This is a genomic window from Streptomyces sp. NPDC023723, from assembly GCF_040639815.1.
GTDB lineage: Bacteria > Actinomycetota > Actinomycetes > Streptomycetales > Streptomycetaceae > Streptomyces.
On sequence record NZ_JBFAAP010000066.1, the window covers coordinates 21,518 to 35,460 of the forward strand.

General features: G+C 73.1%; 15 protein-coding genes. 3 read left to right on the forward strand and 12 right to left on the reverse strand.

Annotated features, from left to right (window positions below):
* Positions 1 to 11 precede the first annotated feature (11 nt).
* The 8 genes from AB0G32_RS35935 to AB0G32_RS35970 form a co-directional block, all read right to left on the reverse strand.
* Positions 12 to 251, reverse strand: coding sequence for a hypothetical protein (locus AB0G32_RS35935; protein ID WP_356298039.1), 240 nt, complete (start codon positions 249 to 251; stop codon positions 12 to 14).
* The gene (gene gatA, locus AB0G32_RS35940) at positions 248 to 1,747 is read right to left on the reverse strand and encodes an Asp-tRNA(Asn)/Glu-tRNA(Gln) amidotransferase subunit GatA (RefSeq protein WP_361173532.1); all 1,500 of its coding nucleotides are present in this window, start codon (positions 1,745 to 1,747) and stop codon (positions 248 to 250) included. Before gatA ends, AB0G32_RS35935 begins: the two co-directional genes overlap by 4 nt.
* Before the next feature lie 6 nt (positions 1,748 to 1,753).
* Positions 1,754 to 2,050, reverse strand: a complete 297-nt coding sequence (gatC, locus tag AB0G32_RS35945) for an Asp-tRNA(Asn)/Glu-tRNA(Gln) amidotransferase subunit GatC (protein ID WP_003973500.1) — start codon at positions 2,048 to 2,050, stop codon at positions 1,754 to 1,756.
* 495 nt (positions 2,051 to 2,545) lie between these two features.
* On the reverse strand, positions 2,546 to 4,768 hold the full coding sequence (locus tag AB0G32_RS35950) for a bifunctional diguanylate cyclase/phosphodiesterase (RefSeq protein ID WP_361173535.1): 2,223 nt from the start codon (positions 4,766 to 4,768) through the stop codon (positions 2,546 to 2,548).
* Between the two features lie 258 nt (positions 4,769 to 5,026).
* Positions 5,027 to 7,222 carry an NAD-dependent DNA ligase LigA gene (gene ligA, locus AB0G32_RS35955; protein WP_361173538.1) on the reverse strand — a complete coding sequence of 732 codons (2,196 nt, stop codon included), beginning with the start codon at positions 7,220 to 7,222 and terminating at the stop codon, positions 5,027 to 5,029.
* 16 nt (positions 7,223 to 7,238) lie between these two features.
* Positions 7,239 to 8,246: a methionine synthase gene (locus tag AB0G32_RS35960; protein WP_361173543.1), complete on the reverse strand. Its 1,008-nt coding sequence runs from the start codon at positions 8,244 to 8,246 to the stop codon at positions 7,239 to 7,241.
* Between the two features lie 32 nt (positions 8,247 to 8,278).
* On the reverse strand, positions 8,279 to 8,968 hold the full coding sequence (locus tag AB0G32_RS35965) for an SDR family oxidoreductase (protein ID WP_361173546.1): 690 nt from the start codon (positions 8,966 to 8,968) through the stop codon (positions 8,279 to 8,281).
* Between the two features lie 26 nt (positions 8,969 to 8,994).
* Entirely contained in the window at positions 8,995 to 9,534 is a 540-nt protein-coding gene (locus AB0G32_RS35970) for a TIGR00730 family Rossman fold protein (RefSeq protein ID WP_361173549.1), read from the reverse strand.
* Positions 9,535 to 9,625: 91 nt separating this feature from the next.
* On the opposite strand from AB0G32_RS35970, the gene AB0G32_RS35975 reads away from it, so the two are divergent.
* On the forward strand, positions 9,626 to 9,949 hold the full coding sequence (locus AB0G32_RS35975; protein ID WP_361173552.1) for a DUF427 domain-containing protein: 324 nt from the start codon (positions 9,626 to 9,628) through the stop codon (positions 9,947 to 9,949).
* 37 nt (positions 9,950 to 9,986) lie between these two features.
* Entirely contained in the window at positions 9,987 to 10,763 is a 777-nt protein-coding gene (locus AB0G32_RS35980) for an alpha/beta hydrolase (RefSeq protein ID WP_361173555.1), read from the forward strand.
* Between the two features lie 22 nt (positions 10,764 to 10,785).
* On the opposite strand, the gene AB0G32_RS35985 is transcribed toward AB0G32_RS35980, so the two are convergent.
* Positions 10,786 to 11,388: a helix-turn-helix domain-containing protein gene (locus AB0G32_RS35985; protein ID WP_361173558.1), complete on the reverse strand. Its 603-nt coding sequence runs from the start codon at positions 11,386 to 11,388 to the stop codon at positions 10,786 to 10,788.
* An 85-nt stretch (positions 11,389 to 11,473) separates the two neighbouring features.
* Here AB0G32_RS35985 and AB0G32_RS35990 point away from each other — a divergent pair, with 85 nt between their 5' ends.
* Complete coding sequence (locus tag AB0G32_RS35990) at positions 11,474 to 12,412, forward strand: aldo/keto reductase (RefSeq protein ID WP_361173561.1); 939 nt, start codon at positions 11,474 to 11,476, stop codon at positions 12,410 to 12,412.
* Positions 12,413 to 12,423: 11 nt separating this feature from the next.
* Here the strand turns inward: AB0G32_RS35990 and AB0G32_RS35995 are convergent, their stop codons facing one another.
* The 3 genes from AB0G32_RS35995 to AB0G32_RS36005 all read right to left on the reverse strand — a co-directional run bounded on the left by AB0G32_RS35995 (position 12,424) and on the right by AB0G32_RS36005 (position 13,774).
* Entirely contained in the window at positions 12,424 to 12,792 is a 369-nt protein-coding gene (locus AB0G32_RS35995; RefSeq protein WP_361173564.1) for a hypothetical protein, read from the reverse strand.
* Complete coding sequence (locus AB0G32_RS36000; protein WP_361173567.1) at positions 12,789 to 13,184, reverse strand: hypothetical protein; 396 nt, start codon at positions 13,182 to 13,184, stop codon at positions 12,789 to 12,791. Before AB0G32_RS36000 ends, AB0G32_RS35995 begins: the two co-directional genes overlap by 4 nt.
* Positions 13,185 to 13,294: 110 nt before the next feature.
* Complete coding sequence (locus AB0G32_RS36005) at positions 13,295 to 13,774, reverse strand: ATP-binding protein (RefSeq protein WP_361173570.1); 480 nt, start codon at positions 13,772 to 13,774, stop codon at positions 13,295 to 13,297.
* Between the last annotated feature and the right edge of the window lie 169 nt (positions 13,775 to 13,943).

Below are 13,943 nucleotides of genomic sequence, written 5' to 3' on the forward strand. Positions count from 1 at the left end.
CTACTTCCCTCTCAGCCCAGCAGGACGTCGTCGTCGCCCAGCCGCTTGAGCTCGCGGTAGAGGATGGCGAGGCCGGTGACGATGGCGGCGGCGGACACGGCGGCGTCGACCAGCCGGAGCGTGTCGCTCTCGGTCCGGGCGAGCTTCGCCTGCTTGGCGACGCTGAGCGCGCCGAACGCGGTGGTGGCCATGGACAGGTACAGGCCGTTCTTGGACTTCTTGAAGCCCTTGGCCTTCGACAGCTTGCTCACAGCGACGGTGCCTCCTCGATCAGCGGGTGGCCCCACTTTTCCACGAAGGCGGCCTCGACGGCGGCGCCGACCTTGTACAGCCGGTCGTCCTGCATGGCGGGGGCGATGATCTGCAGTCCCACCGGCAGGTTGTCCTCGGGAGCGAGGCCGCAGGGCAGCGACATGGCCGCGTTGCCCGCGAGGTTGGTGGGGATGGTGCACAGGTCGGCGAGGTACATCGCCATCGGGTCGTCGGCGCGCTCGCCGATCGCGAAGGCGGTGGTCGGGGTGGTCGGCGAGACGATCACGTCGACCTGCTCGAACGCCTTCTCGAAGTCGCGGGTGATCAGCGTACGGACCTTCTGCGCGGAGCCGTAGTACGCGTCGTAGTACCCGCTGGACAAGGCGTAGGTGCCGAGCATGATGCGGCGCTTGACCTCGGGGCCGAAGCCGGCCTCGCGGGTCAGCGAGGTGACCTCCTCGGCGGAGTGCGTGCCGTCGTCGCCGACCCGGGCGCCGTAGCGCAGGCCGTCGAACCGGGCCAGGTTGGAGGAGCACTCCGAGGGCGCGATCAGGTAGTACGCCGACAGCGCGAGGTCGAAGGACGGGCAGTCCAGCTCGACGATCTCGGCGCCCAGCTTCCTCAGCAGCTCGACCGACTCGTCGAACCGCTGGATGACGCCGGCCTGGTAGCCCTCGCCGCGGAACTGCTTGACGACGCCGACCCGCATGCCCTCGACGCTGCCGTTGCGGGCCGCCTCGACGACCGCGGGGACCGGGGCGTCGATGGAGGTGGAGTCCATCGGGTCGTGCCCGGCGATCACCTCGTGCAGCAGCGCCGCGTCCAGGACCGTACGGGCGCAGGGGCCGCCCTGGTCGAGGGAGGAGGAGAACGCCACCATGCCGTAGCGGGAGACGCCGCCGTAGGTCGGCTTGACGCCGACCGTGCCGGTGACGGCCGCGGGCTGGCGGATCGAGCCGCCGGTGTCGGTGCCGATGGCCAGCGGCGCCTGGAAGGCGGCCAGCGCGGCGGAGGAACCGCCGCCGGAACCGCCGGGGATCCTGGTGAGGTCCCAGGGGTTGCCGGTCGGGCCGTACGCGCTGTTCTCGGTGGAGGACCCCATGGCGAACTCGTCCATGTTGGTCTTGCCGAGGATGACGACGTCGGCGGCCTTCAGCTTCCTGGTGACCGTGGCGTCGTAGGGCGGGATCCAGCCTTCGAGGATCTTGGAGCCGACGGTGGTCGGCACGCCCTCGGTGGTGAAGATGTCCTTGAGCGCGAGCGGGACGCCGGCCAGCGGGCCGAGCTGCTCGCCGCGCTCGCGCTTGGCGTCCACGGCGCGGGCCTGGGCGAGCGCGCCCTCCCGGTCGACGTGCAGGAAGGCGTGCACCTTCTCGTCGACGGCCTCGATCCGGGCCAGGTGTGCCTCGGTGACCTCGACCGCGGTCAGCTCGCCGGAGGCGATCTTCGCGGCGATCTCGGCCGCGGTGAGCTTGATGATGGGACTGTCCGTCATGGCGGGTTACTCCTCCCCCAGGATCTGCGGCACCTTGAAACGCTGCTGCTCCTGGGCCGGGGCGCCGGAGAGCGCCTGCTCGGGCGTGAGCGACGGACGGACCTCGTCCGGCCGCATGACGTTGGTCAGCGGGAGCGGGTGCGAGGTCGGCGGTACGTCTTGGTCGGCGACCTCGCTGACGCGGGCGACCGCGCCGATGATGTCGTCCAGCTGTCCCGCGAAGTGCTCGAGCTCTTCGGGCTTCAGCTCCAGACGCGCCAGCCGGGCGAGGTGGGCGACCTCCTCGCGCGTGATGCCAGGCATGCAGCGTTCCTCTGGGGTGAGAGTGGGTGTTCCGGTATGTCGCCCAATCCTATGGGGCGGCGCCCGTCGGCCGTTAAACGGTTTCCCGGTGACGGCTTCGCGACGGGCCGGGCGGCGGTCTCCGCGCCCCCGGTCGGACCGCGAACAGCGGGCCCGGGGCAAGTGCGCGATCATGACGGCGGTCGCACGGTACGACGTGATGTTCACGCTCGCCGTGGACCTGCCGTTCGCCACCCCGGGGCACCGGCGTCGCTGTGGGCGGTGACGCCGATCGCGGCCGAGGGCGACGATCCGGCGCTGCTCACCCAGACGTACTGGTGACGTTGATGCGCGGCGGCCGGCTGCCGAACGCGGACCACGACCGCCGACCGGCGCTGCTCCGCGCGCGCTTCCAGCCGAGGCCGGCTGCGTCGCCGCGTGCGGGTGCCCGGTGGCTGGTCGCGCGGTTCCCCGCGCCCCTCCGGGCCGCCCGCACTGCCGCCCGTACCGGCCGCTCTACTCTTCCACCACCGCCGGCAACGCGGCAGCGGGCCGCTGCCAGCCGCGCGATCCCCGCGCCCGCAGCCAGGCCGTCATCTCGTCCGGCGGCATCGCCGCCGCCACCAGCCAGCCCTGTACCGCGTCGCAGCCGAGGTCGCGCAGCCGCTCCCAGGTCTCGTCGTCCTCCACGCCCTCGGCGACGACCAGCAGACCGAGGGAGTGTGCCAGGTCGACCGTGCACCGCACGATCTCCGCGTCCTCGTTGTCGATGGCCAGCCGGGCCACGAAGGAGCGGTCGATCTTCAGCTCGCTGACCGGCAGTCTGCGCAGGTGGACCAGGGAGGAGTAGCCGGTGCCGAAGTCGTCCAGGGACATCTTCACCCCGTGCCCGGTCAGCCCGGCGAGGGTGTCGGCGGCGCGCTGCGGGTCCTCCAGGAGGACGTGTTCGGTGATCTCCAGCTGGAGCGCGCCCGCCGGGACGCCGTGCCGGGCGAGCCGGGCGGCGACCAGGCCGGCGAAACCGGGGGTGTGCACGTCGCGCGGCGAGACGTTGACCGCGACCGGCACGAACAGGCCCTGCGCCCGCCACCGGGCGACCTGCGCGAGCGCGGTGTCCAGCACGTACTCGGTGAGGTGCGGCATCAGCCCGGAGGACTCGGCGATCGCTATGAACTCGTCCGGCGGCACCTTGCCGCGCTCCGGGTGCACCCACCGCACCAGCGCCTCCAGGCCCGCGACCTGTCCGTCGAAGCGGACCTTGGGCTGGTAGTGCAGTTCCACCTCGCGGGCGTCCAGGGCGCGGCGCAGGTCGCCGAGCAGGCCGAGGCGGTCCGGGGTGTTGGAGTCCCGCTTGGACTCGTACGCCTCGACGCCGGTACGGTCCCGCTTCGCCTGGTACATCGCCACGTCGGCCCGGCGCAGCAGCCCCTCGGCGTCCACGGCGTGGTCGGGGAAGACGGCGACGCCGGCGCTGGCCTCCAGGACGAGGGTGAGTCCGTCCAGGTCGAGCGGGGAGCTGAGGGCGCCGACCAGGCCGCGGGCGACCTGGGTGGCGGACGTGGTGGAGTCGGCGACGGGCAGCAGGACGGCGAACTCGTCGCCGCCGAGCCGCGCGGCCTCCGCCCCGCGCGGCAGCGCCAGCCGCAGCCGGTCGGCGATCTGGAGCAGCAGCCGGTCACCGGCCAGGTGCCCCAGGGTGTCGTTGACGGACCGGAAACGGTCGAGGTCGATCAGCATCAGGGCGGTGCGCACGCCGATCCGCTCGGCGTCGTCCAGCGCGGTCCAGATGCGTTCCTGGAGCCACTGCCGGTTGGGCAGGCCGGTCAGCGGGTCGCGGAGCTGTTCCTCGGCGCGGGCGCGGGCGATCCACAGGGTGGAGTCGAGGGCGATCAGCGGGATCGCGAACAGCGGCAGCAGCACCGGCTGCGCGAAGGCGACCACGCAGATCAGCGGCGCGATGCCGAGCAGCGCGATGGCGACCAGGCCCTGTCTGGCCAGCGCGGTGCGGGCGATGGTGGGCAGGCCGGGGCGCGGGGTGTGCAGGTACCACAGCAGGGTGCGGGTGACGGCGAGGTAGGCGACGGCGACCAGCACCACCTTGGGCGCGGCGGCGACCGTCCAGCCGGCCGGGTCCCAGGGGTCCTCCACGGAGGGCGCGGCGCCGCAGGCGCCCAGCAGGGCGGCGCCGGCCGCGATGCCGAGGATGTCGACCGCGCCGTGCAGCACGCCCTGGCGCCAGCGGCCGCGGCGGGCGACGCCGACCAGGACGACGACGGTGAGGCTGACCATGCCGGCCGGGACCCAGCCGTAGAGCAGCAGGACGGCGAGGGTGAGGGCGGCGCCGGAGCCGGTGCCGCCCCACCAGCGGGCCCGGCCGAGCAGCACGAGGTGGCCGACGACGATCCCGGTCAGCAGGGCCAGCGACCAGCCGGCCGCGCCGGACGGGAAGAGCGCGTGCCCGTCGGTGTAGGCCCGGTAGAACCCGGCGCCGAGCACGAACCCGGCCGCCGCCACCACCGCCGCGGGCAACGGGGGCCAGGACAGGTGCCGTTCGGCGTCGGGGTCCGGCAGGCCGGGAGCGCGCTGCGGGCCGCGGCCGGCCGGCGCGGCCCGGACGGCGTGCCCCTGGCGACCGTCCTCCGGAGCGGGCCGCCCGGCCCGCCGGCCGGGCCGCGCCGCGTCCAACAGGCGGCGCGGGCGCAGCCGTGAGCCCGGGGCGGCGCTCTCGGTCGGTTCCATTCCCGTCCCTCTCACAGCCGGCGGTGCCCACGCCACGCGGCCCGATGCCCGGGGGCCGTCGGCGGGCCGCGTGGGAAAGTCCGTTTCCCGGCTCCTTCGGAGCACGGGGATGCCCCGGCCGCGGTTGGGCACGGCAGGCGCACATCTCAACAGTAGGCCGCAGAGGGCTTCCACGGGCACCGGTCGTCGACGGTTGCCCGATTGCGCCCTGGCCACCCTTATGCATCTGATATGCGCCGAACGGGTGGCCTTCAACCGCTATTCCTCAGCCGAAAGCGCGACATCCGTTGCGGCTTCGGGCCCTTGTTCGAGCAGTACGTCGAAGCCGTCCTCGTCGAGCACCGGGACCTTCGCCTGCACCGCCTTGTCGTACTTGGAGCCGGGGTTGTCGCCGACGACGACGAACGAGGTCTTCTTCGAGACCGAGCCGGTCACCTTGGCGCCCCGGCTCTGGAGCGCCTCCTTGGCGCCGTCCCGGGTGTAGCGCTCCAGGGTGCCGGTGACGACGACGGTGAGTCCTTCGAGCGGGCGCGGGCCCTCGTCCTCGCCGGTCGAGTGCTCCTCCAGGGGGACGCCGGCCGCCTTCCACTTGCGGACGATCTCGCGGTGCCACTCCTCGGCGAACCACTCCTTGAGCGAGGCGGCGATGATCGGCCCGACCCCGTCGGTGCCCGCGAGTTCCTCCTCGGTGGCCTGGTCGATGCGGTCCACCGAGCGGAACTGGCGGGCGAGTTCCTGCGCGGCGACCGGTCCGACGTGCCGGATGGAGAGCCCGTTGAGGAACCGGGCCAGCGGCCGGGCCTTGGCCTCCTCGATGTTCTTCAGCAGCGCGAGGGTGTTCTTCTTCGGCTCGCCCTTCTGGTTGGCGAAGACCGTGACGACCTTCTCCTCGCCGGTCTTGGGGTCGCGCTTGGGCAGCCCGCTGTCCGGGTCCAGGACGTACGCCTTGATGGGCAGCAACTGCTCCACGGTCAGGTCGAACAGGTCGCCCTCGTCGGCCAGCGGCGGGTCGGCCGGCTCCAGCGGCTGGGTCAGCGCGGCCGCGGCGACGCCGCCGAAGTGCTCGATGTCCAGGCACTGGCGGCCGGCCAGGTAGGCGACGCGCTCCCGCAACTGGGCGGGACAGGTCCGCGCGTTGGGGCAGCGCAGGTCGATGTCGCCCTCTTTCATGGCCTTCAGCGGCGTACCGCACTCGGGGCACTCGGCCGGCATCACGAACTCCCGCTCGCTGCCGTCCCGCAGGTCGGCGACCGGCCCGAGGATCTCCGGGATCACGTCACCGGCCTTGCGCAGCACCACGGTGTCGCCGATGAGCACGCCCTTGGCCTTGACCACCTCCTGGTTGTGCAGGGTGGCGAACTCGACCTCGCTGCCGGCCACGGTGACCGGCTCGACCTGCGCGTAGGGCGTGACCCGGCCGGTGCGGCCGACGCCCACCTTGATGTCGACCAGCTTGGTGTTGACCTCTTCGGGCGCGTACTTGTAGGCGATGGCCCAGCGCGGCGCCCGCGCGGTGGAACCGAGCCGGCCCTGGAGCCGGATCTCGTCGAGCTTGACGACGACACCGTCGATCTCGTGCGCCACCGAGTGCCGGTTCTCGCCGTAGTACGCGATGAACTCGTGCACCTCGGCCAGGGTGCCGACCGCGCGGTTGTGCGGCGAGGTGGGCAGGCCCCAGGTCGCCAGCAGGTCGTACGCCTCGGAGAGCCGGGTCAGCCCCGCGTAGCCCTCCAGGACGCCGATGCCGTGCACCACCATGTGCAGCGGGCGGGTGGCGGTGACCCGGGGGTCCTTCTGGCGCAGCGAACCGGCCGCCGCGTTGCGCGGGTTGGCGAAGGGCTTGTCGCCGGCCTCTACCAGCCGGCGGTTGAGCTCCTCGAACTTCTCCATCGGGAAGTAGACCTCGCCGCGGATCTCCACGAGGTCGGGGACCCGCTCGCCGTGCAGCCGCTCGGGGATGTCGGCGATGGTGCGCACGTTGGGCGTGATGTCCTCGCCGGTGCGGCCGTCGCCGCGGGTGGCGGCGCGGACCAGGCGGCCGTGCTGGTAGGTGAGGTTGACGGCGAGTCCGTCGACCTTCAGCTCGCACAGGAAGTGGAACTTCTGCTCGCCCAGTTCCTTGTGCAGCCGCTCGGCCCAGGCGGTCAGCTCCTCCTCGTTGAAGGTGTTGTCCAGGGAGAGCATCCGGGAGCGGTGCTCGACGGCCGTGAACTCCGTCTCGTAGGACCCGGCGACCTTCTGGGTCGGGGACTCCGGGGTCCGCAGCGGCGGGTACTCCTCCTCCAGCGCCTCCAGCTCGCGCAGCAGCCGGTCGAACTCCGCGTCGCTGACGACGGGGGCGTCCTTCACGTAGTACCGGAAGCGGTGCTCCTCGATCCGCTCGGCGAGCTGGGCGTGCTGCTCCCGTGCCTCGGCGGGCACGCTCGTCGTCTCCGCTTGCTTGTCGCCGGCCACCGTGTATGTCCTCCCGTTACTCTGGGTTGTCCGCGAGTGATCTCGCCGCCCGGACGCAGTGGGCGAGGGCCCGGCGGGCGTACTCGGGGGACGCGCCCGCGAGTCCGCACGCCGGAGTCACCGTGACCACGTCCGCGAGAAGCCCCGGATGCAGCCCCAGCCTGCGCCACAGCGTTCTGACACCCATGACGCTACCGGCAGGGTCTGACAACGGGCCGTCGGCGGTCGGCACGACACCGGCGAACAGCCGGGTACCGCCCTCCACGGCCTCCCCGATCACCTCGTCGTCACGCTCGGTGAGCAGTGAGAAGTCGAAGGAGACGCCGTCCGCGCCGGCCCGGCGCAGCAGGGCGAACGGGACGTCGGGCGCGCAGGAGTGGACCACGGCCGGGCCGCCGCCGTGCACGCCGAGGACGTCGCGCAGGCCGGCCTCGACGACCTGCCGGTCGGTGGCCCGGTGGGTGCGGTAGCCGCTGGCTGTCTTGATCTGTCCGCGCAGGACGGCGGTGAGGGACGGTTCGTCGAGCTGGAGCACGACGGTGGCGCCGGGGATCCGGCGGGCGACCTCGGCGAGGTGCTGGCGCAGCCCCTCGGCGAGCGAGGCGGCGAGGTCGCGGCAGGCGCCGGCGTCCGAGAGCACCGCCTCGCCGTTGCGCAGCTCCAGCGCGGCGGCCAGCGTCCAGGGCCCGACCGCCTGGACCTTCAGCGGACCCTGGTAGTCCTGGGTGTACTCCTCCAGGGCGTCGAGGTCCTCGCGCAGCCAGGACCGGGCCCGCCTGGTGTCCCGGCCCGGCCGGTCACCGAGCCGCCAGCCGCTGGGCTCCACGCGCGCGTACAGCTCGACGAGCATCCCGGCGGTGCGCCCGATCATGTCGGCGCCGGGCCCCCGGGCGGGCAGCTCGGGCAGGTGGGGGAAGTCCTCGAAGGTGCCGGTGACGGTCTTGACGGCCTCGCGCGCGTCCTGGCCCGGCATGGAGCCGACGCCGGTGGCCGCACCGAACCTGGTCTGGCTGTTTTCGCTCACCGGTGCAGCCTACGGAACCCGCGCCGGCCCGCTCACCGGCCGGGGCGCACCGTGAGGTCGTTGACCTCGGCGTCCCGGGGCAGGTCGAGGGCCATCACCAGGGTGGTGGCGACCGACTCGGGGTCGATCCAGCGCGCCGGGTCGTACTCCTTGCCCTCCTGCTGGTGCACCTTGGCCTGCATGGGGCTCGCGGTGCGGCCGGGGTAGACGGAGGTGACCCGGACGCCGCCCGCGTGCTCCTCCTGGCGCAGGGAGTCCGCGAGGGCCTTCAGTCCGTGCTTGGAGGCGGCGTACGCGGCCCACTCGGCGCCCGCGCTGAGCCCGGCGCCGGAGTTCACGAAGACGACGTGCCCCTGGGCGGCGCGCAGTTGCGGCAGCAGCAGGCGGGTCAGTTCGGCGGGGGCGATCAGGTTGACGTTGAGCTGGTGCCGCCAGGACTTCGGGGTCAGTTCCCCGACCGGCCCGAGGTCGACGACGCCGGCGATGTGCAGCAGGGAGTCGACGCGGTCCGGCAGGCTCTGGTGGGACAGCGCCCAGGACAGCTTGTCCGGGTCGGCCAGGTCGCCGACGAGGGTCCTGGCGCCGGGGAACCCGGCGGCCAGTTCCTTGGCGCGGCCCGCGTCGCGCGCGTGCAGCACGATCTCGTCCCCGCGCGCGTGCAGGCGGCGGGCGACGGCCGCGCCGATGCCGGAGCCCGCTCCGGTGATCACATGGGTAGCCATGCCGCCATGCTCGCACCCCGCGCGGATCAGCCGACGCCCTGGCTCTCCTCCAGATAGGCCAGCGCACCGACCGGCTCCTCGGCGAAGAACACCAGTTCGCCCAGCGGGCGCGGCAGGAAGCCCTCGTCCGCCATCCGGCGGAACTGCTCCTTGAGTCCGTCGTAGAAGCCGGCGGTGTTGAGCAGGACGACCGGCTTGTCGGTGTGCCCGTGCTTCTTCAGCTCCAGGATCTCGGTGGCCTCGTCCAGCGTGCCGGTGCCGCCCACCATGATGACCACGGCGTCGGCCTTCTCCAGCAGCAGCCGCTTGCGTTCGGCCAGGTCGGCGGCGATCACCATCTCCTCCACGCCCTGGCGCGTCTTGGCCGCCAGGAACGTCACGGAGACCCCGCACAGCCGCCCGCCGGCCTCCTGCACGCCGTCCGCGACCACCTTCATCAGGCCGACGTCCGAGCCGCCCCAGACCAGCGTGTGCCCGCCCTTGCCGAGCAGCGCGGCGAACTCTTTCGCGGGCCGGGTGTAGCGCTCGTCGAGGTCGGCGGCGGAGAGGAAGACGCAGATGTTCATGGGAGCAACGGTACGGCGCCGCCCGGTCGGGGAAGAAGTCGGTTTCGCGGCGCGCTGTCACCGAGGACACCGCCGGCCGAGGAGGACGAACGTGACCACCGGACACCGCATCACCGTGGAACCCACCGACCGCCACGTACGCGTGACACGCGACGGGCAGGTCCTGGCCGAGAGCGACGAGGCCCTGCTGCTGAAGGAGACGGGCTGCCCCGACCGCTACTACCTCCCCCCGTTGGACGTACGCGTCGATCTGCTGACCCCGTCGCGCACCACCACCCACTGCCCCTTCAAGGGCGACGCGACCTACTGGTCGCTGCCGGACGCGCCGGACTCCGTCTGGGCGTACCCGGACCCCAAGCCGGAGGTCCGGGAGATCAAGGACCACCTGTGCTTCTACGAGGTCGAAGTGTCCTGACCGATTGACCGGCCCCCATGGGGCACTCTCCACAACCATGGAGAAGACATACTCACGCGACGGCACCCCGCTCGCCCACACCCGCACCGGGACGGGTCCCGCGCTCGTCCTGGTCAGCGGCGCCCTGTCGACGGGCGCCACCCTGGCGCCGCTGGCCGCCGCGCTCGCGGACCGCTTCGAGGTCCTGGTGTACGACCGCCGGGGCCGCGGCGCGAGCGGTGACACGCCGCCCTACTCGGTCGACCGCGAGATCGAGGACCTGGCGGCGCTGGTCGAGACGCTGGGCGGCCAGTCGTCCTTCTACGGCGTCTCGTCCGGCGGCGCGCTGGCCCTGCGGGCCGCGGCGAGCGGGCTGCCGGTGCGCCGGGTGGCCGTCTACGAGGTGCCGTACGCCATGGACGACGACTCCGCCGGCACCCGCGCGGAGTACACCGCGCGGCTGACCGAGGCGCTCGGGGCGGGCCGGCGCGGGGACGCGGTGGAGCTGTTCCTGCGCCTGACGGGCCTGGGCGAGGAGATGATCCAGGGTGCCCGCCGGTCCCCCATGTGGGCGGGCCTGGAGTCGGTCGCGCCGAGCCTGGCGTACGACGACGCGGTCCTCGGCGACGGCCGCCCGCCGCGCGGGGCGCTGGCCTCGATCACGGCACCGGTGCTGGCCCTGGCGGGCGGCGCGGGCACCGAGCCGATGCGGGCGGCGGCCCGGGAGATCGCGCGGACGGTGGCGGACGGCCGGTACGCGGAACTGGCGGGGCAGAGCCACATGGTGGAGCCGGGGGTGCTGGCGCCGGTGCTGGCGGAGTTCTTCGGGCCGTGACGGCCGCGGGCGACTCGGCGGGTCAGTCCGACCGAGGCCGGTCGTTCGCGGGCCGCAGCACGTCGGCGACGAGATCCAGCAGCCGTCCCGTCAGTTCCGGCCGGTCGGCGGCCGTCGTCGACATGAACACTCCGAGCAGCATGACCGTGACTTCCTCCGGTCCCACGTCCCGCCGGAGGGAGCCGGTCTCCGCCCCGGCGGCGAGGATCTGCGCGATCGCCCCGGTGATGCATTCCCGGGTGGCCGGGGTCGCGATGGTGCCCGCGGCCCATCCCGCGCGCAGGGTCTCGGAGATGCCGCGCTTGGCCGCGACGAACGCCGCGTAGCGGTCCATCCAGCCGCGCAGCGCCGCCTCGGGCGGCAGTTCGGCCAGGAGCGCGGGGGCGCTGCCGACCACGGCGTCGAGTTCGGCGGCGTAGATGGCCTCGACCAGCGCCTCGCGGGTGGGGAAGTGGCGGTAGAGGGTGCCGATGCCGACGCCGGCCTCGCGGGCGATGGAGTCCAGGGTTGCCTTGCCGTCGGTCGCGGCGAAGGCGTCGCGGGCGACGGCGAGCAGCCGGTCCCGGTTGCGCCGGGCGTCGGCGCGGGGCGGGCGGCCGGGGGTGGCGGATTCGGACGCGACCAAAACGGAGGACCTCCGGTTACTGTTACGGTGGCGATTAACGGAGTCCCTCCGTTTACCTCCATCGTCTCATGGAAGCGAGACCGTCATGGCGTCGTCCACCACCCGGTCCGACCAGTTCACCGCCGCCGGAGCGATCCGGCCCGGCGGGCCCGGCGTCCTCATGGGCCGCACCGTCTCGCGCGTCGGCTACGGCGCCATGCAGCTGGAGCGCCTGGACCGCGACGCCGCGGTCGCGCTGCTGCGCCGGGCCGTCGACCTGGGCATCGACCACGTCGACACCGCCCACTTCTACGGCAACGGCTTCGTCAACGAGGTGATCGCCGCCGCACTGCGTCCCGAGGACGACGTGCTGGTGGTCAGCAAGGTCGGCGCCGAGCCCGACCCCACCGGGCCGGTCCCGCTGCGCCTCGCCCAGCGCCCCGAGCAGCTGCGGGCCGGCGTCGAGGCCGACCTCAGGAGCCTCGGGTTCGAGCAGGTTCCCCTCGTCAACCTGCGCCGCACCGACAACGGCCCCGGCCTGCGCGCCGAGGGCGACCAGCTCGTCGACCTCGACGACCAGCTCGCCGTGCTGACCGCCCTGCGCGACGAGGGCAAGATCGGCGCGATCGGCCTGAGCAGCGTCTCCCTGGACATCCTGCGCCGGGCCCTGCCGGCCGGCATCGCCTGCGTGCAGAACGCCTACAGCCTGGTGTCGCGCGGCGACGAGGCCATGCTCCGGCTCTGCCTCGCCGAGGGCATCGCCTGGGTGCCGTACTTCCCGCTCGGCGGCGCGTTCCCCGGCCTGCCGAAGGTCACCGACGAACCCGCCGTCGTGGCCGCGGCCCGGGCGCTGGACGTCTCCCCCGCCCAGATCGGCCTGGCCTGGCTGCTGCACCACACCCCCAACACCCACCTCATCCCCGGCACCGCCGACGCGGACCACCTCCGGTCGAACGTCGAGGCGGGCGCGGTCCGTCTCGACGAGGAGACGCTGGCGGCGCTGGACGCGGTGCCGTCCCGTTCCGGGGACATCGAGATGGGGTGACCCGCGAGCCCCTACAGCTGGTCGATGGCCGCCGCCACGGCCACCGCGGAGGCGAGGACGCCGGTCACCTCCGGGGCGCCGCGCAGCGCGTCCCGCAACCGCTCGCGCCGTCCCGGCGAGACCCGACCGGTCCGCACCAGCTCCGCCTCCGCCTCCGCCAGCTCGTCGCCGAGAGCCGTGACCGGCGGACTCGGCACCAGGCGTTCCAGGTCCGCACTGAGTTCCCGGACCCGCTCCAGCAACTCCGCCTCGGCCCCGCCCGCCGGGCCGCCGGCGGCGCTCTCCGGTGCGGAACCCACGGCGAAGGTGTTGCTGATCGCCCCGATCAGGCCACCGACGACCTTCTGGCCGAAGTTCAGGTCGTTGCCGTCCTTGGTCATGCTGCCCCACCTTCTTCTGCGGTCCCCGGAGCCGGCGGTGGCACCGCGGCGGCCGGCTGGGTGACCGCCTCGCGGATCCCCCGGATCTGGCCCAGTTGTTGCAGCAGGGCGGGGGCCGCGGCCCCCACCGTCAGGGCACCGAACGCCCCGGTGGCCTGCCCGCTGGTGCCGAACGCCGTGGCGGCGGCCCCGCCGAGCACAAGGCGTGCGACAGCGATCGCCATGATGGGCGGCAGGTCGATGAAGCCGAGAAAACTCGGCGGGTTCTTGCGGATGTTGCCGCTCGGCGTCAACCGGGCCGCGCGCCACTCCCCCAGCCGGCTGAAGAGGGCGACCGCCTCGATCAGCGCGCCGCCCGCCGCGCCGAGCAGCATGTATTCGATCACCGACATCTTGGCGCCCCCGCCCGCGGGTTGACGATCGTGCCTCCATGCTGTCATCACCGGCGAGGCCGCGCAGCGGTTTCGGCGGGGTGGGCCGGCAGGCCGCGTCCGTACGTCGGTCAGGCGACAAGGGCGCCGAGCGGCGGCCGGTCGCCGCCGCCCAGCACCAGCTCGAACCAGACGCTCTTGCCGCCGAGTCCGAAGACCTCCTCCCCCAGCCGGCACCCGCCCCAGTCGTCGGCCAGCAGATCGAGGATGAACAGCCCCCGCCCCCCTTCGGCATCCGCCCCGACCGGCCCGAACAGCACGGGCACGAGCGGGCAGGTGTCCGTGACGCTGACCCGCAGCACGGGGTTGGCCCAGCGCAGCCGGACGGTGGCGGGGCCGAGGGAGTGGCGGACGGCATTGGTGGTCAGCTCGGAGGTCAGCAGCGCGGCCCGGTCGGTGAACTCCCCCAGCCCGTGCGCGCCGAGCACCGCCTTGAGGGTCGTACGGGCGACGGCCGGTCCCCGGGGGTCGCGGGGGAAGTGCAGTTCGTACTCCCAGGGTTCGGTGAAGGGGATGGGCCTCAGCTCGTACTCCGGTTCCGCGTTCCTCACGCGACACCTCCTTGTGCGTATGGACGCCGATGCGAGTGGCGTGAGTCACACGCTAGGACATCGACTAAAACCCGTGCTACCCGCTTCACCAAAACGAGTTATAGACCTCGAAGAAGTGGACGCGGCTTCCGAACGAGCGGCAAACTGTGCGCGCGAGCGAGGAGTTGTT